The organism is Rhodococcus sp. JS3073 (assembly GCF_026810085.1).
Taxonomy (GTDB): domain Bacteria; phylum Actinomycetota; class Actinomycetes; order Mycobacteriales; family Mycobacteriaceae; genus Rhodococcus_F; species Rhodococcus_F wratislaviensis.
Map to the genome: position 1 here is coordinate 3,869,263 of NZ_CP113951.1, position 24,066 is coordinate 3,893,328.

General features: G+C 68.2%; 25 protein-coding genes. 10 read left to right on the plus strand and 15 right to left on the minus strand.

What is annotated here, in order from left to right; all coding sequences use genetic code 11:
• Nucleotides 1-70 precede the first annotated feature (70 nt).
• From OYT95_RS17505 to OYT95_RS17530, 6 genes are all read right to left on the minus strand, one after another.
• The gene (locus tag OYT95_RS17505) at nucleotides 71-787 is read right to left on the minus strand and encodes a sulfite exporter TauE/SafE family protein (RefSeq protein ID WP_268792059.1); all 717 of its coding nucleotides are present in this window, start codon (nucleotides 785-787) and stop codon (nucleotides 71-73) included.
• Nucleotides 784-1,794: an ABC transporter ATP-binding protein gene (locus OYT95_RS17510; RefSeq protein ID WP_037236252.1), complete on the minus strand. Its 1,011-nt coding sequence runs from the start codon at nucleotides 1,792-1,794 to the stop codon at nucleotides 784-786. The genes OYT95_RS17505 and OYT95_RS17510 overlap by 4 nt, the downstream gene beginning before the upstream one ends.
• Nucleotides 1,787-2,815 (minus strand): ABC transporter ATP-binding protein, encoded by a 1,029-nt coding sequence (locus tag OYT95_RS17515; protein WP_128640370.1) that lies wholly within the window; start codon nucleotides 2,813-2,815, stop codon nucleotides 1,787-1,789. Before OYT95_RS17515 ends, OYT95_RS17510 begins: the two co-directional genes overlap by 8 nt.
• Nucleotides 2,812-3,840 (minus strand): ABC transporter permease, encoded by a 1,029-nt coding sequence (locus OYT95_RS17520; RefSeq protein WP_128640371.1) that lies wholly within the window; start codon nucleotides 3,838-3,840, stop codon nucleotides 2,812-2,814. Before OYT95_RS17520 ends, OYT95_RS17515 begins: the two co-directional genes overlap by 4 nt.
• A gap of 12 nt (nucleotides 3,841-3,852) precedes the next feature.
• Nucleotides 3,853-4,779: an ABC transporter permease gene (locus OYT95_RS17525; RefSeq protein WP_037236243.1), complete on the minus strand. Its 927-nt coding sequence runs from the start codon at nucleotides 4,777-4,779 to the stop codon at nucleotides 3,853-3,855.
• A 67-nt stretch (nucleotides 4,780-4,846) separates the two neighbouring features.
• The gene (locus OYT95_RS17530) at nucleotides 4,847-6,430 is read right to left on the minus strand and encodes an ABC transporter substrate-binding protein (RefSeq protein WP_268792060.1); all 1,584 of its coding nucleotides are present in this window, start codon (nucleotides 6,428-6,430) and stop codon (nucleotides 4,847-4,849) included.
• A 353-nt stretch (nucleotides 6,431-6,783) separates the two neighbouring features.
• On the opposite strand from OYT95_RS17530, the gene OYT95_RS17535 reads away from it, so the two are divergent.
• The 5 genes from OYT95_RS17535 to OYT95_RS17555 all read left to right on the plus strand — a co-directional run bounded on the left by OYT95_RS17535 (nucleotide 6,784) and on the right by OYT95_RS17555 (nucleotide 10,735).
• Complete coding sequence (locus OYT95_RS17535; protein WP_268792061.1) at nucleotides 6,784-7,788, plus strand: 2-hydroxyacid dehydrogenase; 1,005 nt, start codon at nucleotides 6,784-6,786, stop codon at nucleotides 7,786-7,788.
• Nucleotides 7,785-8,180: a universal stress protein gene (locus tag OYT95_RS17540; RefSeq protein WP_268792062.1), complete on the plus strand. Its 396-nt coding sequence runs from the start codon at nucleotides 7,785-7,787 to the stop codon at nucleotides 8,178-8,180. Before OYT95_RS17535 ends, OYT95_RS17540 begins: the two co-directional genes overlap by 4 nt.
• Before the next feature lie 97 nt (nucleotides 8,181-8,277).
• Nucleotides 8,278-8,733 carry a hypothetical protein gene (locus OYT95_RS17545; protein WP_268792063.1) on the plus strand — a complete coding sequence of 152 codons (456 nt, stop codon included), beginning with the start codon at nucleotides 8,278-8,280 and terminating at the stop codon, nucleotides 8,731-8,733.
• Nucleotides 8,734-8,893: 160 nt separating this feature from the next.
• Nucleotides 8,894-9,967, plus strand: coding sequence for an alkene reductase (locus OYT95_RS17550; protein WP_268792064.1), 1,074 nt, complete (start codon nucleotides 8,894-8,896; stop codon nucleotides 9,965-9,967).
• 378 nt (nucleotides 9,968-10,345) lie between these two features.
• On the plus strand, nucleotides 10,346-10,735 hold the full coding sequence (locus tag OYT95_RS17555) for a hypothetical protein (RefSeq protein WP_268792065.1): 390 nt from the start codon (nucleotides 10,346-10,348) through the stop codon (nucleotides 10,733-10,735).
• Between the two features lie 27 nt (nucleotides 10,736-10,762).
• Here OYT95_RS17555 and OYT95_RS17560 read toward each other — a convergent pair whose 3' ends face one another.
• A complete protein-coding gene (locus OYT95_RS17560) occupies nucleotides 10,763-11,140 on the minus strand; it encodes a hypothetical protein (RefSeq protein ID WP_037236223.1) in 378 nt (125 codons plus the stop codon).
• Nucleotides 11,141-11,173: 33 nt separating this feature from the next.
• On the minus strand, nucleotides 11,174-11,788 hold the full coding sequence (locus OYT95_RS17565; protein ID WP_268792066.1) for a TetR/AcrR family transcriptional regulator: 615 nt from the start codon (nucleotides 11,786-11,788) through the stop codon (nucleotides 11,174-11,176).
• Nucleotides 11,789-11,898: 110 nt separating this feature from the next.
• Here OYT95_RS17565 and OYT95_RS17570 point away from each other — a divergent pair, with 110 nt between their 5' ends.
• The 3 genes from OYT95_RS17570 (at nucleotide 11,899) to OYT95_RS17580 (ending at nucleotide 15,434) form a co-directional block, all read left to right on the plus strand.
• Nucleotides 11,899-13,404 (plus strand): APC family permease, encoded by a 1,506-nt coding sequence (locus OYT95_RS17570; protein ID WP_268792067.1) that lies wholly within the window; start codon nucleotides 11,899-11,901, stop codon nucleotides 13,402-13,404.
• Nucleotides 13,405-13,408: 4 nt separating this feature from the next.
• Complete coding sequence (locus tag OYT95_RS17575) at nucleotides 13,409-14,308, plus strand: carbon-nitrogen hydrolase family protein (protein ID WP_037236217.1); 900 nt, start codon at nucleotides 13,409-13,411, stop codon at nucleotides 14,306-14,308.
• Between the two features lie 70 nt (nucleotides 14,309-14,378).
• Nucleotides 14,379-15,434 (plus strand): GGDEF domain-containing protein, encoded by a 1,056-nt coding sequence (locus tag OYT95_RS17580; RefSeq protein WP_268792068.1) that lies wholly within the window; start codon nucleotides 14,379-14,381, stop codon nucleotides 15,432-15,434.
• A 19-nt stretch (nucleotides 15,435-15,453) separates the two neighbouring features.
• On the opposite strand, the gene OYT95_RS17585 is transcribed toward OYT95_RS17580, so the two are convergent.
• Complete coding sequence (locus OYT95_RS17585) at nucleotides 15,454-16,410, minus strand: DMT family transporter (protein ID WP_268792069.1); 957 nt, start codon at nucleotides 16,408-16,410, stop codon at nucleotides 15,454-15,456.
• Nucleotides 16,411-16,484: 74 nt separating this feature from the next.
• Between OYT95_RS17585 and OYT95_RS17590 the strand changes: the two genes are divergently transcribed.
• Together OYT95_RS17590 and OYT95_RS17595 are read left to right on the plus strand one after the other, a co-directional pair.
• Nucleotides 16,485-17,387: a LysR family transcriptional regulator gene (locus OYT95_RS17590; RefSeq protein WP_037236209.1), complete on the plus strand. Its 903-nt coding sequence runs from the start codon at nucleotides 16,485-16,487 to the stop codon at nucleotides 17,385-17,387.
• Between the two features lie 137 nt (nucleotides 17,388-17,524).
• Nucleotides 17,525-18,130 carry an Rv1733c family protein gene (locus tag OYT95_RS17595; RefSeq protein ID WP_037236206.1) on the plus strand — a complete coding sequence of 202 codons (606 nt, stop codon included), beginning with the start codon at nucleotides 17,525-17,527 and terminating at the stop codon, nucleotides 18,128-18,130.
• Between the two features lie 26 nt (nucleotides 18,131-18,156).
• On the opposite strand, the gene OYT95_RS17600 is transcribed toward OYT95_RS17595, so the two are convergent.
• From OYT95_RS17600 to OYT95_RS17625, 6 genes are all read right to left on the minus strand, one after another.
• Nucleotides 18,157-19,095, minus strand: coding sequence for a dioxygenase (locus OYT95_RS17600; protein ID WP_128640375.1), 939 nt, complete (start codon nucleotides 19,093-19,095; stop codon nucleotides 18,157-18,159).
• Between the two features lie 182 nt (nucleotides 19,096-19,277).
• Nucleotides 19,278-19,478: a hypothetical protein gene (locus OYT95_RS17605; protein WP_037236200.1), complete on the minus strand. Its 201-nt coding sequence runs from the start codon at nucleotides 19,476-19,478 to the stop codon at nucleotides 19,278-19,280.
• Nucleotides 19,479-19,628: 150 nt separating this feature from the next.
• Entirely contained in the window at nucleotides 19,629-20,225 is a 597-nt protein-coding gene (locus tag OYT95_RS17610) for an Rv1733c family protein (protein WP_268792070.1), read from the minus strand.
• 147 nt (nucleotides 20,226-20,372) lie between these two features.
• Entirely contained in the window at nucleotides 20,373-21,506 is a 1,134-nt protein-coding gene (locus OYT95_RS17615; protein WP_268792071.1) for a DUF3500 domain-containing protein, read from the minus strand.
• 54 nt (nucleotides 21,507-21,560) lie between these two features.
• A complete protein-coding gene (locus OYT95_RS17620) occupies nucleotides 21,561-23,195 on the minus strand; it encodes an FAD-dependent oxidoreductase (protein WP_268792072.1) in 1,635 nt (544 codons plus the stop codon).
• Nucleotides 23,192-24,037, minus strand: a complete 846-nt coding sequence (locus tag OYT95_RS17625; protein WP_268792073.1) for a fumarylacetoacetate hydrolase family protein — start codon at nucleotides 24,035-24,037, stop codon at nucleotides 23,192-23,194. Before OYT95_RS17625 ends, OYT95_RS17620 begins: the two co-directional genes overlap by 4 nt.
• Nucleotides 24,038-24,066: the final 29 nt, after the last annotated feature.

Genomic DNA, 24,066 nt, shown 5'->3' on the forward strand with positions numbered 1-24,066 from the left:
CCCAAACTCTAAGTGGCCCGATCGATACATGTCCAAGACTTGTTGAGCATCGAACGATGCAGACACTGCATCAGAGAAGTTGCTGTCCGATCAGCATCAACGCACCGACACAGGAGACCGTGATCGACGCCCGGCGCAGGCGCGCCGCGTCCAGGTGGCGGTTCACGAACCTCGACGCCACGTAGCCGAGCACCGTCGCCGGGATCAACAGCAGGAACATCACCGCCGACTCGCGGTGCACCGACCCCGTCGCGGCGAGCACGGCGACCGACAGCGTTGAGCCCACCAGGAAGAACGCGCTCATGTTGCCGCGCAGCTGCGCCCCCTTCGACCCCTGCATCACCAGGGCCATCGGCGGTCCGCCGATCGAGGTGGCCGTGCCGAGCAGACCCGACGCGGCGCCGGCGACGGCGAGGTTCCGGCGCCGCGGCGGCGGTGCCCAGCCCAGCGACGCGAAGACGACCCCGGACAGCACCACGGCCGCGAGCAGCAGCGACAACCCCCGTTCCGGCAGCACCACCAGCAGCAACGCACCCGCGATCGTGCCCGGCACCCGGCCGGCCAGCGCCCACCCGGTGCCCGACAGATCGAGGGCGTCGCGTTCCCGCCACACCACCATCACCGTGACGACCGTCGCCGTCATGATCAGCGTCCCGGGCAGCAGGCCCGGATCGACGAGCGCGACGACGGGTGCCGCGAGCATGCCCATCCCGAATCCGATCGACGCCTGCATGCACGAGGCGAGAAAGACGGCGAACGCGATGATCGCGAACTCTGCCCCGCTCACCCGACCGCGACGGGGACGCCGAGTTCGATCGGACGCCGGGGGTGGTGGCATTCGGCGACGTGGCCGCTCTCGCGCTCGTCGACCGCGGCGGGCGGCACGGTGCTCGCGCAGATGTCGGTCGCGTGGGCGCACCGGGTGCGGAACCGGCAGCCCGACGGCGGGTTCAGCGGCGACGGCACTTCACCGTCGAGGATGATCCGCTTGCCCCGGGATGCGGCGTCCAGTTTCGGTGCCGCCGACATCAGAGCCTCGGTGTACGGGTGGGCGGGACGGTCGAAGACGGCGTCCGTCGCACCCGTCTCCACGATCCGCCCGAGATACATCACGGCGACGCGGTCGGCGACGTGCCGGACCACCGACAGGTCGTGCGAGATGAACACGTACGAGATGCCGAGCTGCTTCTGCAGGTCGTTCAGCAGGTTGAGCACCTGCGCCTGCACCGACAGGTCGAGCGCCGACACGGGTTCGTCGCAGATGACGACGCTCGGGTTCAACGCCAGGGCGCGGGCGATCCCGAGACGCTGACGCTGACCGCCGGAGAACTCCTGCGGGTAGCGGTGCTCGTCGCTCGGCCGCAGACCCACCAGGTGCAGCAGTTCCCGCACCCGTGCCGCCCGGTCACGGCTCGTCTTGTACATCGTCTTATGGGTGCGCCACGGCTCGGCGATGATGTCGGCCGCCGACATCCGGGAGTTCAGCGACGCGTACGGGTCCTGGAACACCATCTGCACGCGGCGGCGCAGCGCGAGCAGGTCCTTGCCCTTCAGCGAGAACGGGTCGACTCCGTCCCACGTCACCGAACCGGAGTCCGGGCGCTCGAGCATCATCAGCGTACGGGCGAGAGTGGACTTGCCACAGCCCGATTCGCCGACAAGCCCGAGCGTTTCGCCGCGGGCAAGGTCGAGATCGATGCCGTCGAGCGCGCGCAACTGATTCTTGCCCGCCGCGTTGGCCGGCACCTTGAACGTCTTGGTGAGGCCCCGCACCTTCAGAATCGACTCAGACATGAGAGATCTCCTCGGGGAAATGGCACGCCGAGCGGCGACCGGGTGTGGCGACGTCGGCGAGCGGCGGGCGGGTGGTGCGGCACAGGTCGCGGGCCAGCGGGCAGCGCGCCTGGTAGACGCAGCCGGACGGAATGGAATGCAGGTCGGGCGGGGTGCCGCCGATGGATTTCAGGTCCTCCCCGCGGACCGCGTGCACGGGGACCGAATCGAGCAGGCCCTTGGTGTACGGGTGCTGCGGCGAGGAGAAGACCTCGGCGACCGGGCCCGTCTCGACGACGTTGCCCGCGTACATGATCGCGACGCGGTCGGCCTCCTCCGCGACCAAGGCGAGGTCGTGGGTGATGAGGATGACGGCCATGTCGTGCTCGGTGCGCAGGTCCCGCAGCAGCGACATGATCTGTGCCTGCACCGTGACGTCGAGTGCCGTCGTCGGTTCATCGGCGAGCAGGACCGTCGGGCTCAGCGCGACGGCCATCGCGATCAGCAGGCGCTGCCGCATGCCGCCGGAGAACTGGTGCGGATAGGAGTCGACGCGCGATTCGGGCTCCGGAATCCCGACCCGCTGCATCAGCGAGATCGCCTCCCGTCGCGCCTCTTTCGCGGAGAGCCCGCGATGGATCCGGAACGGTTCGGCCAGCTGCTTGCCGACCGTGTACACCGGGTTGAGCGCGGTCAGCGCATCTTGGAACACGATGGCCAGTTCGGTGGCGGCGAGGGTGCGGCGGGTCCTGGCCTTCGCCGTCACCAGGTCGACGTCGCCGAGCCGGACCGAACCGTCGGTGATGTCGGCGATCGGTTCGAGCAGGCCGACGAGCGCCTGCGCGGTCATCGACTTGCCACACCCCGACTCACCGAGCAGCGCGAGGGTCTCCCCGCGCCGCGCGGTGAACGACACGTGGTCGACGGCCCGGACCGTGCCCGAGGGGGTACGCAGGTCGACGGTCAGATCCGCGACCTCGAGGGCGACGCGGTCGGTGTCTGCGACGTCGAGCGATTCGACAGCCGGTGCGGATGCACTCATGAGACGACCTTTCGGGTGGGGAACAGCCGGGAGCGACGCGACCGCGGGACGGTCAGACGCCAGCGCTGGGCGGGGTCGGTGGCGATCCGGGCCCACGCCGCAAGCACGGTCGCCGACACGGTGGTGATAACGATGGCGAGCCCGGGGAAGAACGACAGCCACCACGCCGTCTGCAGGTACGTCCGGCCCTGGGACACCATCAGGCCCCAGCTGATGTCGGGCGGCTGGATGCCGATGCCGAGGAAGCTCAGCGACGACTCGGCGAGCATCACGTAGCAGAAGTCGAGGGTGGCGACGGTGAGCAGCGTCGGCAGCAGGATGGGGAACACGTGCCGGCGGATGACGGCCCCGCTGCGGGCTCCGAACGTGCGCGCGGCGTCCACGAACAACCGGCTCTGCAGTTCCGCCGACTCCGCGCGGGCGGTGCGGAGGTAGATCGGGATGCGGGTGATGGCCAGGACCAGGACGATGTTCGCGGCGCTGGGCGAGAACACGTACAGGACGACGACGGCCATAAGCAGCGACGGGAAACTCATGATGACGTCGGCGACGCGCATCGCCGTCGTCTCCCGCCAGCCGCGGTGGTAGCCGGCCCACATGCCGACGAGGGACCCGACGATGCAGGACAGCGCGACCGCGGGCAGCGCCACGAGGAGGGTGGTGCGGCACGCGACGATCAACCGGGCCAGCATGCTGCGTCCGAGCGGGTCGGTGCCGAGGATGTTCATCCACCCGTTCGCCACGTGGAACGGTGCGAGGTTGGACTGGTCCAGGTTCTGATCCGTCGCGGCGTCGCCGACGAGCCACGGGCCGAAGACGGCGACGAGGAACACGAACACCAGGATGGCCGCCGCGACCGTGGCCACCCGGTCCCGCAGGAGCAGTCGCCACAACGGTGCCTTGTTCCGGGAGGGTTTCGGCGCCGGAACGGTTTCTTCGACGGGGGCCGCGACGGCGGGCGTCTCGTCGGGGCTCGGATAGACGTCGCCTGCTCCGTCCAGGCGGGGTGCGTTGTCTATGGACATGTCGGCGGCCTCCTAGACCTTGGACTTCTCACGGACACGCGCGTCGAGAAGTGCGTAGCCCGCGTCGATCAGGATGTTGAGGACGAAGATGCTGACCGCGGTCAGGAGCACCGCCGCCTGCAGGACCGCGAAGTCGCGCTGCAGGATCGCGTCGATCATCAGCTTGCCGATGCCGGGCCACCCGAAGATCGCTTCGACGACGACGGCGCCGTTGACCAGGCCGACGGTGAGATCGCCGGCCACCGTCAGCGCCGGGGCCGCGGCATTGCGGAGCGCGTGATGGGTGACGACGCGCAGATCGCCGGCGCCCTTGCTCCGGGCAAGACGTACGTATGGTGCGGACAGTGCCGACACCATCGCGCCACGGACCACCTGGGTGAGCACGCCGAGCGGGCGGATCAGCAGGGTCGCGATCGGCAGGATCCACGACAGCGCGCTTCCGGTACCCGACGTGGGCAGCACCCCCAGTACCACCGCGAAGATCCACACGCCGGTGATGGCGAACCAGAAGTCGGGAATGCTGGCCGCGGTCATCGACAGCAGACTCGAGATCCGGTCGGCGAGCGAATTCGGCCGGTACGCCGCCCAGCAGCCGATCACGACGGCGCCGATGATCGCGAGCAGCATCGTGAAGAATGCGAGTTGCAGCGTGGCCGGGAACGCCCGCAACGCCATGGTCGCGGCGGATTCACCGGTGCGCAGCGACTCCCCGAAGTCGAGGTGGGCGACCCCGGACAGGTAGTCGACCATCTGGCTCAGGACCGGCTTGTCGAGGCCGTTCTCGGCGGCGAACTCGGCGCGCTGATCGGGTGTCGCGGAGACCGGGAGGTAGAGGTTGGTCGGGTCGCCGGTGAGGCGGGCGAGCAGGAACACCCCGAAGAGGACGACGAGGAGGGGTACGAGGCTGGTGTAGACGCGTCGGCGCAGGAAGGCGAACATGACTCACCGCCTTCGGATCGGGTTCGGTTGGGACATCTCAGGTTCCTCCGGGGGGCTGGGAAGAGGGTTAGCCGTTCGCGGATGTGTCCGCGTGGGTCATCTCGCTCAGGCGCATCTCGTCGCCGGTCGCGGAGTTGGGCGTGTACTGCACGGTCGGGGACTTGGCGAGGACCGCGTTCATGTGGGCGATGTACGCGAACTGCCGGATCTCCTTCGGTTCGTTGGCCAGCACCGAGGCGAACGCGTCCTGGCGGGCGTCGCCGACGAGTTTCTCTGCGGCGTCGATCTGCGCGTCGTATCCGGGCGAGCCGAAGTAGCTCTGGTATCCGTCGCTGCGCATGTACTGGTCGACAGTGAACTGCGCGTCACCCGCCTGGTTGCCGTGCTGGATCATCAGCAGAATCGGTCCGGTGCCCTGCGGGAACGGCCGGATCTGGTACTGCATCTGCCCGGCCGTGTCCATCATCTCGATCTTCACGTTCAGGCCGGCCTTGCTCAGCGAGTTCTGGATGACCTCGATGGTCTCGTTGATCTTGGGGAACTGGCCCGTGCGCCCGATCAGACGGATCTGGTTGTCGACGGGAACGCCGTCGGCCTTGGCCTCCGCCACCAGTTGCGCGGCGCGATCGGAGTCGTACGGGGTCGGCTGCAGGTCGGGGTCGAACCCGACGATGCTGCTGCCGACGAGTTGCCCGGCCGGCTCGCCGAGACCCTGGAACAGCGCCTTGACGATCCCCGCCCGGTTGACGGAGAGGTCGATCGCCTCGCGGACGCGGTAGTCGTCGAGCGGCGGTTCGGTGGCCATCATGCGCAGCGCCGTCGTCTCGTTGTTGGGGTACGCGACGCCGAGGTCGCCCGCGCCGTCCTCCGGACCGAGGTAGGTGGCAAGTTCGGCCTCGTCGTTGGTGACCATCGCGGCCCGGACGCTGCCCTCGGTCCGCCACTGGTAGATCGCCCGCGTGTACTCGGGCGCCGTGCCCCAGTACGTGTCGTTGCGGACCAGCGCGAGTCGCTGCCCGTGATCCCAGTAATCGATCTTGTAGGGGCCGGTGCCGATCGGATCGCGCACCTTGTCCTGGGCGTCGGTGGTGGAGGGCACCATCTCCACGAACGAGATCCGCAGGGGAAGGATCGGGTCGGCGACCGGGGTCTGCACCGTCACGATCGACGGGTCGATCGCGTTCACGACGAGTGCGTCGTCGCCGAAGACGTACCCGTCGACGTCGCAACCGATGGTCGAGTTGACGGTGCGATCGATCGAGAAGGCGGCGTCCTCGGCATCGAACGCGCTGCCGTCGCTGAACGTGACGCCCGGACGGATCCGGAACGTCCAGACCGTGTCCGACGTCTGCTCCCACGAGTCGGCGAGCTTCGGTTCGAGATCGCCGGTATCGGCGTTGCGTTCCACCAGGGGCTCGGTGATGTTGGAGCGGACGACGACTCCGGTAGAGGTGAGTGACGCGTCGCAGGGTTCGAGCGTGGGCGGCTCCTGCGGGAGCACGATCCGCAACGTGTCGGGGCTGGCGGCGTCGCTGTGGCTCGAATTGGCCACCGAGCAACCTGTGACCAGAGCCGGCACCGTCAGTGCGGCGGTGGCCACGACGACGGCGCGGTAACGGGTTCCCTGCTGCAGCGAACGTGCAGGGCTCATGGTGTCCTCCGTAGGGATGTGTCGCGTACTCGACGCGAGTGAAGAGGGCCCGCCTGTGACGGTAGACACACGCTATGAGCGGCGCGGACGCAGCGTCAACAGGGGGAAACGGCGCAAAGCGGCTCGTGAGTGCCGTCACAGGCTCGATTGAAGGAGACTGCGATCACCCCCGCACGCCCCTGACCGGCGCATACAGGGAGTTTCGGCATCCGCGCACGTCAACGCGCCGCCAACCAATGCCGTTTGAGTATCGATCCATGTTATTTACGTGTTGGACAGGTATTCCGGGGGCCGCTTAACGTACGGGTAACCGGCGGTGCGGAGAGTCGCGCCACCACTCGTCAGGAGGCACGATGGTGACCGCAGAGTCGTCCGTGAAAGAAGCTGCTGTACAGACTGTTTCGGGAGGACGCATCCTGAAGGTCGGGCCACTGAAGCCGTCCCTCACCGCGACGCTCTTCGAGAAGTACGACGCACTCGACCTCCCGCTGGGCGACGGCCGCACCAGCTTCCTCGCCGAGCACGGCGAGTCCGTCACCGCGGTCGTGACGTCCGGCCGCACCGGAGTCGATGCGGCACTGATGACGGAACTGCCGAACCTCGGCGCCATCGTGCACTTCGGAGTCGGTTACGACACAACCGATGTCGTGCTCGCCGAGGAACTCGGAATCGGTGTGAGCAATACTCCCGACGTCCTCACCGACTGCGTCGCCGACACCGCCGTTGGATTGCTGATCGACACGCTCCGCGGCTTCTCCGCCGCCGACCGCTTCGTGCGCGACGGCCGCTGGCCCGCCGAGGGCAACTTCCCCCTCACCCGGCAGGTGAGCGGCACGCGGGTCGGCATCGTCGGGCTGGGGCGCATCGGCTCCGCCATCGCCACCCGCCTCACCGGCTTCGGTTGCACGATCTCCTACCACAATCGGCGCGAGGTTCCCGGCTCCCCGTTCGCGTACGTCGGCTCGGCTGCCGCACTCGCCGCCGGGGTCGATGTGCTGATCGTCGCCGCAGCGGGCGGCAAGGGCACCGAAAAGCTCGTGGACCGAGAAGTTCTCGAAGCCCTCGGACCCGACGGCTACCTGATCAACGTGGCACGCGGAAGTGTCGTCGACGAGGACGCGCTCGTCGAGCTGCTCACCGAACGCAAGCTCGCCGGTGCCGGACTGGACGTGTTCATAAGGGAACCGCACGTTCCCGAAGCGCTCCTCGCGCTCGACACCGTCGTTCTCCTCCCCCACGTCGCGAGCGGCACGACCGAGACACGGGCCGCGATGGAGGCTCTCACCCTGCAGAACCTCGACGAATACCTTGCCCAGGGCACCCTGACCACCCCCGTACTCGAGCCGAGGTCACGATGAGCGTCATTCTCAGCTACGCCCCGACAATCGAAGGTCGTGGCGCGCTGGCGTTCGGATTCGCCGAAGCCCGCATGCGCGCAACCGATCTCGTGGTGATCGCCGACGGAGACAGCGCCTCGGCACCCGGCTTCGGGGCCGAACTGCACTCCGCAAGGGAGGAAGCGGACGCGGCCGGCGTCGACTATCGCATCGCGCGGAACGAACCCGACCGCTCCCACGCAGACAACCTCATCGACGCGTCCTACGACTCCGCCGCGGAACTCCTCGTCCTCGGCATGCGGCGACGCTCCCCCGTCGGCAAACTCCTCATGGGCAGCGTCGCCCAGCGCGTGCTCCTCGAGGCGCAGTGCCCGGTGGTCGGGGTCAAGCCGCCCGTCGCGGCAGAGGTGTGAGCGCACCGCGCAGCAGACGTCTGAGCCGCCCGGGCGGGGTTGGATCACCGGCCCATCCATAACCCTCACGGCGCCGAATACCTGCCGTGGGACAGCCATGATCGATGGGCCTCAGCGCGCCGACGGCGCGGAACTGGGCGGTCGCCTCCTGACCTTGGTCGGCGACCGCGACTTCCAGGCGCTCGCACCCGAGATCTCCCGGATCGCGTGCGACCACGGCAGCGACCGGTCGGCGTTCACCGTGGTCGTGTCGTGGATCGTCACCACCATCGCCGATCTCATCGCGGATCCGGCCTCGAGCGTCAACGACGCCGTCGACAGCTTCATCAGCGTCGTCCCCCTCGTGCACGACGCGACCGAACTGGCGGAGGAGTTGCCCGCGCCGGCCGAGTGGCTGTTCACCGCCGTCGTGCGACACCTGCAGAGCAGGCGCCGGGCGGGATCCGATCCCCCGCCGCCCGTGCCTGCCGACACCGCACTCACGCGCATGCAGGCCCTCGTCGAAGCGTTGCTCTGGCTCGACGCCCTCCTCGAGTGCGACCACAGCCTGTAGGCGGGCTCAATTCGCTGACTCGGGACACTGCCCGCACAGTGACGGCCGTCTCGAGTCGGAATAGCGCGACCCGTGTGCCCGTTCCCCCAGTGGATCCCGATCCTGCGCGGCGGCACCGAGAACGGCGCTGCCGAACACGCCTACGGAAAGACCAATATCTGTGAATCTCTTCTCCCCCTTGACACTCGGCGAACTCGAACTGCCCAACCGGGTCGTAATGGCGCCCCTGACCCGCGTCCGCTCCGGGCGTGACGGCGTGCCCGGACCGCTGGTGGTCGAGCACTACCGACAGCGGGCCTCTCTCGGTCTGATCGTCGGTGAAGGCACCTACCCCAGCCACGCCGGCCAGGGCTTCCCCGGCCAGCCCGGGCTGGTGACACCCGAACAGGTTGCGGGCTGGAAGAACGTCGCCGACGCCGTGCATGCGGCCGGTGGACGGATCGTCGCGCAGGTCATGCATGCCGGCCGCGTCACCCACGAGGGAACCACCGGCGGTCACGAGGTCGTCGGTCCGAGCGCCGTCGCCATCGAGGGTGAGACCCGCACGTACGACGGGAAGGAGCCGTACCCGGTGCCCCGCGCGCTGGGTACCGAGGAACTCCCCGCCGTCATCGAGGAGTTCGTCCAGGCGTCGCGGAACGCGGTGGCAGCCGGGATGGACGGCGTCGAAATCCACGCCGCCAACGGCTACCTGCTGCACGAATTCCTCTCCCCGGCCTCGAACCTGCGTGAGGACACGTACGGCGGCTCCCCCGCGAACCGGGCACGCTTCGTCGTCGAGGTATTCGAGGCCGTGGCAGACGCCATCGGCGCCGGCCGGGTGGGTATCCGCATCTCGCCCGAACACAACATCCAGGACGCCCTGGAACTGGACGCCGACGACGTTCGGGCCACTTACGGCGCGCTGGTCGACGCCATCGCTCCGCTGAAGCCCGCCTACCTGAGCATTCTGCACAAGGACCCGTCCGGGCCCCTCGCACAGGACCTGCGGGCGCGGTTCGGCGGCCCGGTGCTGATCAACAGTGGTTTCGGCGCGGTCACCACCCGCGACGAAGCGCTCGCAATCCTCGACGACGACCACGCCGATGCCGTCGTCGTCGGGCGTCCCGCGATCGCCAACCCGGATCTCGTGCGGCGCTGGCAGGAAGACCTGCCGCTCAACATCCCGGACCCCGAGACCTTCTACTCGGAGGGCGCGAAGGGCTACACCGACTACCCGGTGTTGCAGCACTGACCCCCAGACCGACATGGCCCATGACTGCAGGTCATGGGCCACAGTGCTATCCGACGGACGACCCCGTGTCGCGCATCCGGGCCCGGCACCGTACGGTTAGTCGTAGTTGAGTACACAGCTACCGAGTTCACGGGCCGCCCGGCGTGTCCGTGCTCTAATCGGGCGTACCAACTGTGCACGCTGTGCCAGGACGCCCACCTCGAAGGTGGCCGACAGTGAGAGCACCATTCCCTACGACGCTCTCGCAGCCCAAGCTCCCGACGAACAGCTTTACTTCTATCTTCTCGTGACCTGTCGGAGGAACTGCATTTTCGGACCACTGAACTCCGGGCCTGCTCTGCCGCGGCGACGCTCACAGAAGTTGAAAGGTGATCGTTCATGCCACTCACCGTGGAGCACACCACTCGTTACGCCGATGCCCTGATGACGCTGGCCCTGGCCGCGCACCGTCCGGCCACCGTCGTCAACACCGGCACCGGATACGCCGTCCGGGTCGATTTCGAGCGCGGCATTCACCTGCTCGCCACCAACGCACCGGGGGATCTCAGTTCCGATCCGGACGCGCAGAATCCCTGGGTCGTGAGCTTCTTCCAGAAGCAACCCGCCGCCGAGGACACTCGGCTCGTGACGGTGACCGGCGAATGGCTCGTCGACGCATTCGACCAGGCCCTCGCCATGATGCCGATTTCCGGGATCGCCGACGACCCGAATGCACAACCCGCCGAGCTGCGCCTGGTCGGCGCGGACGTCCATGACCTCGCTCAGTAACACCGCCTGACGGGCCGCACCGGCTCGTCACCGCCCGGCAGCAGACCGTCTACCTCCACCGGGTAGGCGGTCTGCGAGTCTCCCCAGCCGCTCGACCGCGGGCAGCGCCTGGGCGATCTTCTCCGCGTCACGGGCAATGATCTCGGCGCTCTGGTCGATCCCCTTCGCACTGACGGCGAGCCCCTCCGCGGTCTCCGCGATCTGCTTGGCGGCGTGAAGCAGTTCGGACAGGTCGTCGAGTGCGGGCCCCAGACGGTCGATCAGCACCCCGATCTGTCGTATGCGGAGCATCACCGTCGTGACGGCGTGTTCCCACTCGCGGATCTCGCTCGAGACGTTCTGCAGGATCTTGATGGGAGGCTCCTTGTCGGTGCGCGGCGGCCGGGCCCGGCGACGCGCAGCCAACCTATCTGTTACTCCCAGTTTCCGGTACTTCGCCTACCCGCTCAGATCATGGCCGGTGGCCGCGCGCGCGTAGGAGTGGAGGCTCGCGATCACCTCGGCGCGGCTGCGACGTCCGGCCAGCACCTCCATCTGGTAACCGTCCTCCATGGCCACGAAATTCGCGGCGAGCAGGCGCGGCGGGTCGGTGAGCGTGAAGTGCCCCTGAGACTGACCGATCACCAGAATGCCGTAGTAGACGGCAATTTGACGCTCGGTCAGGGAGCTGTCCAGGGCCGCCGCCTTGGCGTCGCGCAACGATCTCGGCCAGCACTCGAACAGCAACCGGACCAGTTCGTCGTCCGGTCCGCTCGCGACCCCGTGATCGATGCAGGCCCGGAGGCGGTCGCGCGCGTCGGGGATTTGTTCGGCGACGCGCTCGCGCTCCTGGCTGAACCGCTCGATGGCCCGCTGATACGTCTCGTAGATCAGCGCGTCCAGGTCGCCGTAGTAGAGCACCGCCGCGGGCGTGACCCCGGCCTGCTCCGCGATGTCACGAAGACGCACCCCCTCGAGTCCGCGCGCGAGCACCGCCCGCTGGACTGCCTCACCGAGTTCGGCCCGGCGGGCCCCCTGATCCTTCTTCCGCGCCACTGCCTTCGCTCCGCTCATCGCGAGTTCTTATATGGAGATTTAGACAATACCTGCCCAGCTATTGACAGGTAGACCACACTGTTCTTAAATTTCTATTTAAAGAATCCGATCCGATCTCAGGAGCCACCGTGTCGACCAATCCCACCGACGCCGAGACGAGTCTCGACCCACCGCCAGCACCCACCGGGAAGGGACTGCGGGGCGGCTCCGTTGGTCTGCTCGCCGCGGTCGCGCTCGGCCTGTCCTCGGTCGCGCCGGCCTACAGCATCGCGGTCACCCTCGGTTTCGTGACGATGGTCGTCGGCAACCTCGCACCCGCTGCCCTACTTCTCGGATTCGTGCCGATCCTCCTGACCGCGTTCGCTTTTCGCGAGCTGAACCGGGAGATGCCGGACTGCGGCACCACGTTCGTCTGGACCACCCGCGCATTCGGTCCCCACACGGGGTGGCTGTCCGGCGGATGGGTGGTGCAGATCGCGACCCTCATCGCGATGACGGCACTCGCCCGAGTCGGAGCCGGGTACCTCCTGACCCTGCTCGGCCTGGATTCGCTGGCGTCCGACAACGTCGCGGTGATCGTCACCGCGGTCCTGATCGTCGCCGCGGTCACCACCATCGCCTACCGCGGGCTGCAACTGGCCGCCTCGGTGCAATACGTATTGCTGGGATTGCAGGTGGTCGCCCTGTTCGGCTTCGGAGCGGCCGCGTTCGCCCGCACCGGCGCGTCCGCACCCAGCCTGTCCTGGCTGAACCCCTTCGCGTTCGGCGGTTTCGGCCCCTTCGCCGAGGCGGTGCTGCTGTGCCTGTTCATCTACTGGGGATGGGACGCGCTGATCACCGTCAACGAGGAAACCCGTGACAGCGACCGCATCCCGGGTCAGGCCGCGGTGATCTCCACCCTCGTCCTGCTGGGCACGTACCTCTTCACCGGATTCGCCGCGATCAGCTTCGCCGGCATCGGCACCGACGGGCTGGGTCTGGGCAATCCCGACAACGCGGGCGACGTACTCGCCACACTCGGGCCGCCGGTACTCGGCGCGGGCCTGTCGAAGGTGGTCGAACTCGCCATCTGCGTGTCGGCGATCTCAGCCCTGCTCACCTGTGTCATCGGGAGCTCACGCGCCACACTCTCCATGGGTGCCCACGGCGCGCTGCCTCGCGCCTTCACCCGAATTCACCCCACCTACCGCACCCCCGCATTCGGCACCGTGTTCTTCGGGGCGACCGCTGCGGTCCTGCTCACCGCCCTCACGCTCGTCTCCGGCAACTTCCTCGGCGACGCGATCCTCTCCATCGGCCTGCTCATCGCGTTCTACTACGGCGTCACCGGTCTCGCCTGCGTCTGGTACTTCCGCCGCCGCCTGAACGACTCCCCTCGCGACCTGTTCCTCCGGGGCATCCTGCCCGCACTGGGTGGGACGATCATGCTCGCCGCCTTCGCCCGCAGCGCCCACGACATGCTCGACCCGGACTACGGAGCAACCTCGTTCCACGGGATCGGCGGGGTGTTCCTGCTCGGCGTCGGGTCGATCGCCGTCGGCGCCGTGGCGATGATGCTCGTCCGCACCCGCTTCCGCCGCTTCTTCCGAGACGGCCGCACCGCCGTCACCGAACTGACCGTCACAGAGGACTGAAATCATGCGCACACTGACCATCGCCGCCATCCAGACCGCCCCGATCCCGTTCGATGTGGAGGCCACCTGGCAGCGGTTCGCCGACCAGGTCCGCGCCGTGCGCGACACCTTCCCGCACGTCGAACTCGTCGTGGTCCCCGAACTCGTGCTGGCCGCGGAGGCGCCCCTCCTGCAGGCCCGCGCCGACTGGATGGACCGGGTGGCGCTGCCACTCGCCGGCCCCCACATCGACCGGATCTGCGCACTCGCCGAGGAAACCGGCCTGTGGCTGGTGCCGGGAACTCTCTACGAGCGCGGCGACGACGACAAGATCTACAACACCGCCATCGCCGTGTCACCCCTCGGCGAGGTCGTTGCCCGCTACCGCAAGGTCTTCCCCTGGCAGCCGTACGAACAGACCGCACCCGGCAGCGAATTCGTCGTCTTCGACATTCCCGGCACCGGCCGGATCGGTCTCGCCATCTGCTACGACGGCTCGTTCCCGGAGACCGCACGCCAACTGGCCTGGCTCGGCGCGGAAGTGATCATCCAGCCCACCCTCACCACCACCCGCGACCGTGAGATGGAACTCGTGTGCTCCCGGGCCAACGCTTGGACCAACCAGGTGTACGTCGTCAACGTCAACGGCGCCGACCCGGCCGGAGTCGGTGCCAGCGTCGTCGTCGACCCGGAGGGCATCATCCGCCAGCAGGCAGGGTCGGGAGAAGAAGTCCTCGTCGACACCCTCGACCTCGACGCGGTGACCCGGGTCCGCACCTACGGCACGTTCGGCCTCAACCGCCCCTGGGACCAGATCGCCCGGTACGGCCAAGGGATCCGACTCCCGATGTACGACGGCGCGGGCATCCACACACCCCCGTGGCACGACAACGCCGAGCAGATCCCCGCGTCCACGCCCCGCTGACTCGTCCTCCCGGAAGAGGCGGTCACGAGAGACCCGCCCTTTCCGGGACCGGTCCTGGATAATTGCGAGAGTGAGGCCCCTCGCTGCTTCGTCCGTCGACACGGTCCTACAGGACTATCAGCCACGCATCCTGCGCCGCTACCTGTGGATCACGACTGCGCTGCACCTGGCGGGGTTCGTCCTCCCTCCCATGGTCGGGTTGTCGATCCGGCCGGAGACCGTCGCCGCTCGCACGGCCGGCGTTCTTCTCGGAGTGTTCGCACTCGTCGTGCTGCACCGGGGCGGGCGCAGGCCGAGCCGACGGGCCTACCAGGTGTGCACGGCGGCGGCACTGCTCGCCACTCCGATCGTGATGTCCGGTCTCGTTCTCGCCGTCGCCCAACTGCTCTGCGCGATCGCGGCGATGTTCCTGGCGATGTATTTCGTCGTGTTCTACCCGAAACGGCAGTCGAGGCTCCTCGTCGGATGCCTCACCGGGTTGATGGTGGTCGGAGTCGTCGTCGCACCCACCGCCTTCACGCTGGTGCCGGTCGAGGTGGACACCGTGACCGTGAAGGCCGCCGTTCTCGTCGTTGCCGTCACCTGCGTAGTCGGCGCGGCCGAGATGTTCGGGTCCCTCACCCGGACCCTGATCGAATCGGCCAGCACCGACGGACTGACAGCCCTGCTCAATCGCGCCGGTTTCGAGCTCGCGTTCCGGCATGCGCTCGAAAGTGCGGGCACGGGGCAGGTCTCCGTGACGTTGGCCCTCATCGACGTCGACCAGTTCAAGTCGACCAACGATCACTACGGCCACGCCGCGGGCGACGCGGTTCTCGTCGACCTCGCGAACTACCTCGCCGGGCACATGCCCCGCGGCGCCCTTCTCGCCCGGGTCGGCGGCGACGAGTTCGTCACCTGCATGGTCGGCGAGCGTCACGACGAGCTGCCCGGCGTCATGGCGCAACTCGCCCGGGAGAGCCCCACCCCCTTCAGCTTCGGCGCTGCGTCGTCCACCGGAGAGGCCGACCCCCTCACCGCGCTCTATCGACACGCCGACCGCGAGCTGTACACGGCGAAGCAGAGACAGCACCCACCCGAGCCGCCCGCCGACGAACCGTCGCTGCGCACGGGGTGGAACATTTGAGCAGTGGCCGTGCCCCGGGTCATTCGGCGATTCGCGCGGTCACCGGACGACGGTTCGCCGGCTTCACGTGGGTGACCATCCACACCGCGGCGACGACGAGCGCGCAGCCGGCGAACTGCCCGATGCTGGGACGCTCGTGCACGATCACGATGGAGAACAGCATCGCCAGGACCGGCTGGAGCAGCAGCAACGTGGCACCCACCTCGGCGGCGAGCCTCGGCAGTGCGAATCCGATGAGGACCCAGCCGAGTACCTGGCTGCTCAGCGACAGTGCCGCCAACCACCCCAGCGAGGGCCATCCCGGCGTGAGGTCCACCGTTCCCCACAGCGATCCCACCGCGGTCCCGACGACGCCGGCGGCGATCGTCGACACGAATACCTGCGACGACGCCCGGTGTGCGGATCCGGCGCGGCCGATGACGAAGATGTAGATCCCGTAGGCCACGCCCGCCGCCAGCGACAGCAGAGTTCCGAGGAACAGCTGATCGCCGTCGCCGCTGCCGCCGAGGATTCCGCCGGCGAGAGCGACGCCGGCGAACAGGAAGGGAACCGCCACGACGAACCGGACCGGCACCCGCGCTCGGAAGAAGACCCACGCGAGCAGTGGCACGACGACGACTTGCACGTTGACGACGACGGTGGAGATCCCGGCACCGATCAGGTGGATCGATCGCGCCCACAGTGCGAAGTCGACGCCGAGCATCATCCCGCCGAGTACCTGGGCCGCAATCACCCGGCGCGGGATTCCGCCGTACCTCCGAAATTCCTGCAGGGCAAGGAGACCGAGGATCGGCAACGCCAGAACACACCGGAAGAACGTCGACGTGGCCGGCTCCACCCCGGACAGCTTGATGAGACTTCCGGTCAGCGAGGTCGCCACCGCACCCGCCAGAACGAGCAGTCGCGGATCGACGGACGCGACGCTGAACGAGGGGCTGACGAGGGCACGGGGGCGCAAACGGAGGGCGGTAGTCACACCGAGAATTCTCCGAGGCTCCAACCATTACAACAAGTGAATAGTCATGTCATGAAAACAGTAGACTTACTACCATGTTGAGTGTCGATCGCCTCCGCGCGTTGTGCGCTGTCGCCGAACACGGTTCGATCGGCGCCGCGGCCCGCGCCCTGCACGTGACACCGTCCGGGGTCTCGCAGCAACTCGGCAAGTTCGAGCGGGAGGTCGGCGTCGCACTCCTGGTGCCCGCGGGCCGCGGTGTTCAACTCACCGATGCGGGCCGGCTCCTGGCCCGTCGCGGGCAGGAAGTGTTATCGCTTCTGGCGCAGGCCGAATCCGAAGTCGTCTCCCTCGACCGCGATGTGGTGGGCGAACTGCGAATCGGGTCCTTCTCGTCCGCAGGCAGAGTCGTCGTGCCGACTGCCGTGGCGACGCTGCGCAGACGCCACCCACAGCTCGGGGTCAGCTTCTTCGCCGGCGAGACCGAGGAACTCATACCGGCGATCGTGCGCCGGGAACTCGACCTCGCCGTCGTCGACAGCTGGGTCACGATGCCTCTGCACCTGCCCGAGGACGCAGTGCACTCCCTGGTGCACCGGGACTCGGCCGACGTCGCACTGTCCCGGGACCATCCGCTGGCGTCCCGCGACCACGTCGATCTCGACGAGATCGCGGACATGCCGTGGACGACGTGGAAGAAGGGCGCGGTGTACCACACCTGGCTGGTGCAGACGTTGCGCAACCGCGGCGTCGAACCGGATATCCGGTACGAAGTGCCCGAATTCGCGGCTCAACTCGAATTCGTCGCGCACGGACTCGCCGCTGCCCTCGTGCCCCGCCTGGCTCGCGTCTGGGTGCCGGACAATGTGGCGATCGTCCCGGTGCGTCCCACCCTCGAGCGCGAGATCTACGCGCTCCGCCGAGCCGACAACGACCGTCCCACGGTCCGCGCGGGAATCGAGGCATTGACCGAAGCCTTCGCCGGCATCGGCACGTGACAGCTCCCCCGTGGCCCACCTGTCGCGACGGGTCTGACGCGGCCACCCGGGCCGCGCACGAACACCTGCCAGAAGGCCCTACACGTACAGGCGTTTCGGTTGCACAATGGTGGTGGGCAACCACCCGGAGGTGCGCGATGAGCGAAACGTGTGCAGCGCCGATACGCCTGTGGCGTCTGGGTCCATGGAGCCGCAACCCCCTCATGCGTGGCTGCGACCGACTCCGATCCACGATGGTTCTCATCGGGGTGGCGTTCGTGCTCCTGATGATTCCGCTGGCCGCGGCCGTCGGAACCGAAACGTACTCGCGGCTGGACCAGCAGACTCAGGCCGAACTCGCCACCCAGCACTCGACCCCGGCCACGCTCGTCGAGGATTCCCGCACCGGGACCGCGGGAGAGCCGCTGCCCGCCTCACCCCAGTATCAAGCCCACGCGCGGGTGCAGTGGTCGGCGAACGGGCAGACACACACCGGCGACGTTCCCACCGCGGCGGGCGCGAAGGCAGGTCAGACCGTCACCGTCTGGCTCGACCCGAACGGCGACCTCGTCTCCGCACCGGAGACCGGTTCGCAGAACGCCGCCACTGCGGTGAGCGTCGCGTGCGGGATCTGGGTGACGGCGGCCGGCGGCTACTGTTTCCTCTTCCTCGTCGTCCACTGGGTCGCGTCCCGCCGCCAGCAGGCTCAGCTGACCCGTGAATGGAACGAACTCGACAGACCACCCGGGTGGCACGTCAGCTGACGGGCAACGGGACCGACCCGCCACGGCTACCGTCCGGGCGCCCCCGCCGGCGGCTGTCCGCCACCCCCACCGGGACCACTCGGCGCGGACTGCGTGTTCGCCGACTTCTCGGCGACACCGATCGTGATCGAGATCGTCATCCCGGTGGCGGGTTCGCCCGACACGGTGGCCAACTCGGCATCCCAGCCGTCCCCGAACACGTTGTCCGAGTCCAGGGAGACCTTCGACAGGTTGCCGACGCTGTTCGCGTAGCCGCTGTCGTAGGCGAAGACCGTGGTGCACGCGTCCTGCGGCACCGCGATCTGGGACGTCAACCGGGCGTCCTCGCCCGCCACCGCAGATTCCAGCGAGTCGAACACCTCGAAGTGAATGTGCGGCCAGCGTCCCGAGTAGCAGGCCGGGAAGATCGACGTGAACGACACCCTGCCCGCGGAGTCCGCCACCTGAACGCCACGCAGGTAGTTCTGCTCGGTGATGCCCTGGCCGTAGAGCGAGTACTCGCCGTCCCGGTCGCAGTGCCACAGGTAGACGGCCATTCCTGCGCCGGCCGCGCAGTCCTTCGTCAGGTCCTGCAGCTTCAGTTCGATGGTCGTCGCGACACCCTCCGCCGTCCCGGAGTACGCACCGAAGCTGCTGCGGATGTCCTGCCGGACGATCCCCGACTCGACCAGCACGTTCGGGCCGTTGGACCCGTCGCCGGGATACGGTCCGGCCGTTTCCTGCGGCGCCGCCGCCACGCACGTGCCGTCGCTCACCGTCTCCGCCGTGGTCGCGGCCGCCCCTGTCGAGGACGAGGACGAGGTGGCCGTGGATCCCGCCGTCGAGCACGCGGCGAGCGCGGTCGCACCCGCCGCGCCGAACACGAACAGTGCGCGGCGACGCGACAACATCGATTTCAGGTCGTGACTGAGGCCGCGGTCGTGCTCGTGCACTTCGTCGGCGTGGTGACGCGGGCTGTTCGTCATGAGGACCTCTCCATGGGCTGTTCGGGGTTACGTCCCATACAAGCGGTCGCCGGTGCGGGCACCCTCGAGCTTCGCTGTGGAGTCGCTGTGAACAGAACCGCCCACGTCACCGATTCGAGCACGCACCAAACACCCTGTCGCCCAGCGGCGGTCGCCTGCGCTGCCTCAACGAGACGCGTCGGTCACAGGGATTCGGCACCGGCCGTGCCGGAGAGTGACTCGTTGTCGTGGTCGCGCACGAGAGGGATGCCGAGGGCAGCGAGCAGCATCCGGCAGTCTTCGGCATCGATCGAGTGGTGGGCGACCGTCCGCTGAGCCTTACGGACGGACTCTTCGTCGAGCTCGCGTTCGCTCTCGAATATAGAAGCATCCCTGTCGGACATGGCTCCCACCTTTCCTCGGCACCACCTGAATAGCCCGGAGTGAGTCCACCGAAACCGACACGGGACAGCGCGATCGGGTGTCGTCCGAAGCGGATTCACATCCGCCGGAGGTCAGGTACGAGGCCGTGTCGAACCGGGCCTACGGGAGGATCAGCGACTGTAGGTCGCGAACAGCCTGCGGATGCTCTCGTCCCAGTACTGCTGGCGACGGCGTTCCACGGCGCGTGAGCACATCGCCCACACCGCACCCAGGAGCAGCGCGCTCGCGGCGAGAGTGATGAGCACTGCCGCGACCCCGGCGCTGACGACGTCGGAGGTCGTGATCCGCGGGCCTGCCCAGCTTCCGTCCGCGTTGACCGCGATGTGCTTCTCGGTGCCCGCCGGAGTCCCCGAGGGGACCTCGATGCTGTCGGTGCGGGACTCCGAGCCCCACGCCCACGTCGCCTTCACCATCGGGGTGGTCCGGACGGAGCCGCGGGGGGACATGGTGATGGGGGCGTCGGTGCTGGTGACCGCCTCGACGAGGGTGGTGGTGGCGCGTTGTTGCGCGGCCCGCGCACTCTCCTGGTGGTATTCCCAGGTGCCGATCACCGCGGCGAGCACGATCGCGACACCCGCGAGGGCGACGATGACGGATTTCAGGGTGGCCGCGAACCGATCGACAGGTCGCGCGAACGGGTTGGACGGTCGACCCGACACCGAGTACACCACGGTTGCCTTCGAGCGCCCCAACACAATCCACCTCATTGTTTCGTCCACGTTAAATGTCTGCTTCACCAGTGTCGCCACTGATCAGGCAACAGGGAAACCGAAATGGACAAACTTGACGAGTCTCACACTCCGAGGGCAGGACGGAGTCGGCCCCGCACAGCGACGTGCGGGGCCGAGTGGCACTCAGGGTTCGAGGTGCGGATCGGACTGTTCGCTGGACACCGTCCGGCTGCTCAGGTGCCCGCCACCCCACTTCGAGTCGGTCCCGGCGTGGAGTGCGAGCAGGTCGTGTCCGAAGTCGTTGTCGAAGTCCCGCAGCACGGTGTGCAGGTGATTTCCGCCGCCGACGGCGTTGACCGCTTCGATGAGGTACCGGTCGGTGTGGACGCGGAAGTAGTGCGGTGCGCCGCGCTTCTGCGCACCGGCCCACGCGAAGAACACCCGGTCGATACCCCCGTTTCGTAGCGCCTGCCGGTGGAGTTCGCCGGCTTCCTCGGGCAGTCGTTCGAGGTAGCAATCGACGAGTCCCAGCAGCGCTTGCTGCTGGTCACCGGACAATTTCGCGCCGCTGATGCCCGACGGCCGGTCGCGGACGAACTTCAGGGCGACCCGGTCGGCGTCGGTGATGGTGTAGCCGGGCATGCCGAGGTCGTAGTGGTCCGGGTACTCGTAGGCCCCGATCCGCGGCACCTGCCGGGTCACGAAGTCGGCCGGTGCGACGTCGTGGACGACGGCGAGGCCGCGCTGCTCGTCATCGAGTGAGGCCAGCAGGTCGAAGGCCAGGCCCTCGTCGTCGGCGAGCGGTTTGAGCACCCCGTCGTATTCGGTGGGCTGCGCGCCCAACGCGACCGGGGTGGCGGAGATCCACCGCTCGTCGACGATCGTCAGGTTGAGGCAGACGTGGTGACCGAGGAAACGCAGCGTCCAGGTGTCCTCGAATCCCGGCCGGCCGAAGAACGTCAGGAAGTACGAATCCGACGTGCGCCAGGTCTGCAGTGCCGGTCCGAGGAAATCCTGCTCGTAGTCCCGGAGCACGTGCTCGAGTTGCGGAATCGACAGCACCTTCGTGAAGGTGCGCAGTGGCACGGCCAACCGGATCAGATCCCACACCAGCACCTTCTGGTGGCGGTCCAGCTGGTGGAGCGGGATGCCGGTGCGGTCCGGCTTGGGGATGATGTCCCAGTTCAGCCGCCGCGGGTCGTCGAAGTCGTCGATGACCGCGGTCGCGCGTTGCTGCGGGTCGAACGTATCGATCAGGCCCATGGCGGTCACGAGCAGCTTGGTCGCCGTCCGGGGCGCCTCATGGAGAGCAGACACGTGAATCTTCCTTCTCGAGTGTGGAGGTGGTGCGTCCGGCGAGGGGAGGTTTTCTCACCATCCCGCCGCGATGTCGATCGCCTTCTCGGCGCTCGCGAGGTCGCCGCCCCGCCACGCCACGTGCTGGTCGGGTCGGACGAGGACGAAGGGGGCGCCGAAGAGACCGCCCAGAGATCCATCGGTGCCGGACAGCCGCAGCACCGTCAGAGGGACGCCGAGTTCCGCTGCCTTCGCCGTCAGCGCGTCGAGTTCTGCGGTGTGCCACGAGGATCCCGCGGCGTCCAGCACGACGAGGGTGTACTCCGGGCCGAGAACGTCGTAGAACGAACGGCCGTCTCCCCACCACGCGTGCGGCAGTAGCGCGCCGGGGCACGCGGTGGGCACGTACTCGACGGGGTCTTCCGCAGGCGGCGTCGAACCGTCGGGAACGATGACGGGTGAGTCGGTGTAGGCGTAGCCGAGTACGAGTCCGAGCGAGTGGAATTCACTCTTCTTCACGGCCAGCGCCTCTGCGGTGCGGCGGCGCGCCTCCTCCGCCGCCGGACCGTCCTGACCGATCTCGACGGTGGAGAAGTGGTGCGCCAGAGCCTTTTCCTGCGCTCCGGCTTCGGCGATGGTTCGGGCGGCGACGGGCCGGCGCTCGGCTTCGTAACTGTCGAGCAACTGCGGCCCGGCCCAGCCGTGCAGCGTCGCCGCGATCTTCCACGCGACGTTGACGGCGTCACCGATGCACGTGTTGTACCCGTGCCCGCCCCACGGCGGATTGAGATGCGCGGCGTCGCCGACGAGGAACACCCGACCCTTGCGGTAGCTGTCGGACAGCAACATTCGTGCCACCCATGGATCGGTGGCGACGATCTCGACCGGGACCGGCTCTCCGATGAGGCTGTGCACGAGCGCGGTGGCGTCGACGTCCTCGTCCCGGACGTCGACGCCCTGCACGATCGCCCACCAGGTGTCCGACAGGTCGAGCCGGCCCACGATGCCCGCCGCCCCGGGCGCCATCACCCAATGGTGGACGGCACCGTCGAACGGCACCCGCTCGGCGAGGCCCGGCGCACGGAACAGGATGCTGAGGTTGGGGCGCTCGCCGGACGTGCCCTCGAACCGGGCCCCGATGGACTCGCGCACGGTGCTCGCGCCGCCGTCGCACCCGAGGACGTAATCCGCCACGACGGTCCGGGTCTGCCCCGGACCCTCCACCGTGGCACGGACGGTGCCGTCGGCGAGTTCCTCGAGCGACGTGACTCGGGCGCCGAGCTGCAGGGTGGCGAGTTCGCTGCGCTGCACCGCCTTCCGCAGCACGGTCTCCACGACAGGTTGTGGTGCCTGCTGGCCGCGTTCCGGCGCCAGCGTCGGGGTGGCGACGTCGAGCTGGAAGCCGTTCTCGAACCGGGTGATCTCGTGGCCCAGCAGCGTCGAGCAGAACACGATGTCCTGCGCCCACTCGACGGGAAGAGGCGACGCGGCACGCACCTCGTCGGCCAGTCCCCACCGCCGCAGGTGCGTCATGGTGCGGGCGTTGGTGGTCTTGGCGCGGGGGCGTTCGGCGTCGACGTCGACCCTCGGTTCGACGACCAGGCTTGCCACCCCGTGGTGGGCGAGTTCGAGCGCGGCCGCGAGTCCGGACGGCCCGCCGCCGGCGATCAGTACCGGAGTCCGGTCGACACCGGACGCGACGTCGGTCATGCGCCCTTCCTTCCGCTGGCATCGACGATCGGGGTCCGCAGGACGCCGAGCTTGTCGATCTCCACCTCGACGATATCGCCGGGCCCGAGCAGCCACGGTGGGTTCCGCACGTAGCCGACGCCTTCCGGGGTGCCGGTGGCGATGATGTCGCCGGGGTGCAGGGTGAACGTCTCGCTGATGAGGGCGATGATCTCGCCGACCGAGAAGATCAGGTCCCGGGTGTTGCCGTCCTGCACGACCGTTCCGTTGACGCGGGTCTGCACCCGCAGACCGTCGGACAGATCCCCGACCTCGTGGGCGGGAACCAGCGGGCCGAGGGGGCCGGACCGGTCGCCGTTCTTGCCGAGCGTCCATTGCGCGGTCAGCTTCTGCGCCTTGCGGGCGGTGAGGTCGTTGAAGCAGGCGTAACCGAGCACCCCGGCCTGGCCGGTCGCCGCGTCGACGCTTTCGAGCCGGGTGCCGATGAACGCGGCCACCTCACCCTCCCAGTCCAGGCCCGCCTCGTTCGCCGGCACCGGCGTCGGGGCCCCGTCGACGCTCAGCGACGGGGTCCACCGCCCGAACAGCGTCGGGTAGGGCGGCGGGGTGAAGCCGCCCTCGGCGGCGTGGGCCTTGTAGTTGAGGCCGACGCAGATGACACGGGCGGATTCGGGCACCGGCGGCACCACGCTCACCAGCGTGGCGTCGATCTCGGGCGAGTCGAGGTGTTCGGCCCGTGCCACCCAGCCGGCGGCGTCGCTCCAGAATTCCTCGAGTGAGGCGAGCGGTCGAACGAAGCCGTCCCGGAGGACACCCACGGTCACGGCGTCCTGATCCTTCTTGCGGTAACCGACAATCTTCATCTATTTCATCCTTTTCGTCCGCCACACTT

Coding starts and splice junctions, on each gene's coding strand:
- OYT95_RS17510 (WP_037236252.1), bottom strand. CDS start 1,794: ATGTCTGAGTCGATTCTGAAGGTGCGGGGCCTCACCAAGACGTTCAAG.
- OYT95_RS17515 (WP_128640370.1), bottom strand. CDS start 2,815: ATGAGTGCATCCGCACCGGCTGTCGAATCGCTCGACGTCGCAGACACC.
- OYT95_RS17520 (WP_128640371.1), bottom strand. CDS start 3,840: ATGTCCATAGACAACGCACCCCGCCTGGACGGAGCAGGCGACGTCTAT.
- OYT95_RS17525 (WP_037236243.1), bottom strand. CDS start 4,779: ATGTTCGCCTTCCTGCGCCGACGCGTCTACACCAGCCTCGTACCCCTC.
- OYT95_RS17530 (WP_268792060.1), bottom strand. CDS start 6,430: ATGAGCCCTGCACGTTCGCTGCAGCAGGGAACCCGTTACCGCGCCGTC.
- OYT95_RS17535 (WP_268792061.1), top strand. CDS start 6,784: ATGGTGACCGCAGAGTCGTCCGTGAAAGAAGCTGCTGTACAGACTGTT.
- OYT95_RS17540 (WP_268792062.1), top strand. CDS start 7,785: ATGAGCGTCATTCTCAGCTACGCCCCGACAATCGAAGGTCGTGGCGCG.
- OYT95_RS17545 (WP_268792063.1), top strand. CDS start 8,278: ATGATCGATGGGCCTCAGCGCGCCGACGGCGCGGAACTGGGCGGTCGC.
- OYT95_RS17555 (WP_268792065.1), top strand. CDS start 10,346: ATGCCACTCACCGTGGAGCACACCACTCGTTACGCCGATGCCCTGATG.
- OYT95_RS17565 (WP_268792066.1), bottom strand. CDS start 11,788: ATGAGCGGAGCGAAGGCAGTGGCGCGGAAGAAGGATCAGGGGGCCCGC.
- OYT95_RS17575 (WP_037236217.1), top strand. CDS start 13,409: ATGCGCACACTGACCATCGCCGCCATCCAGACCGCCCCGATCCCGTTC.
- OYT95_RS17590 (WP_037236209.1), top strand. CDS start 16,485: ATGTTGAGTGTCGATCGCCTCCGCGCGTTGTGCGCTGTCGCCGAACAC.
- OYT95_RS17595 (WP_037236206.1), top strand. CDS start 17,525: ATGAGCGAAACGTGTGCAGCGCCGATACGCCTGTGGCGTCTGGGTCCA.
- OYT95_RS17600 (WP_128640375.1), bottom strand. CDS start 19,095: ATGACGAACAGCCCGCGTCACCACGCCGACGAAGTGCACGAGCACGAC.
- OYT95_RS17605 (WP_037236200.1), bottom strand. CDS start 19,478: ATGTCCGACAGGGATGCTTCTATATTCGAGAGCGAACGCGAGCTCGAC.
- OYT95_RS17610 (WP_268792070.1), bottom strand. CDS start 20,225: ATGAGGTGGATTGTGTTGGGGCGCTCGAAGGCAACCGTGGTGTACTCG.
- OYT95_RS17620 (WP_268792072.1), bottom strand. CDS start 23,195: ATGACCGACGTCGCGTCCGGTGTCGACCGGACTCCGGTACTGATCGCC.
- OYT95_RS17625 (WP_268792073.1), bottom strand. CDS start 24,037: ATGAAGATTGTCGGTTACCGCAAGAAGGATCAGGACGCCGTGACCGTG.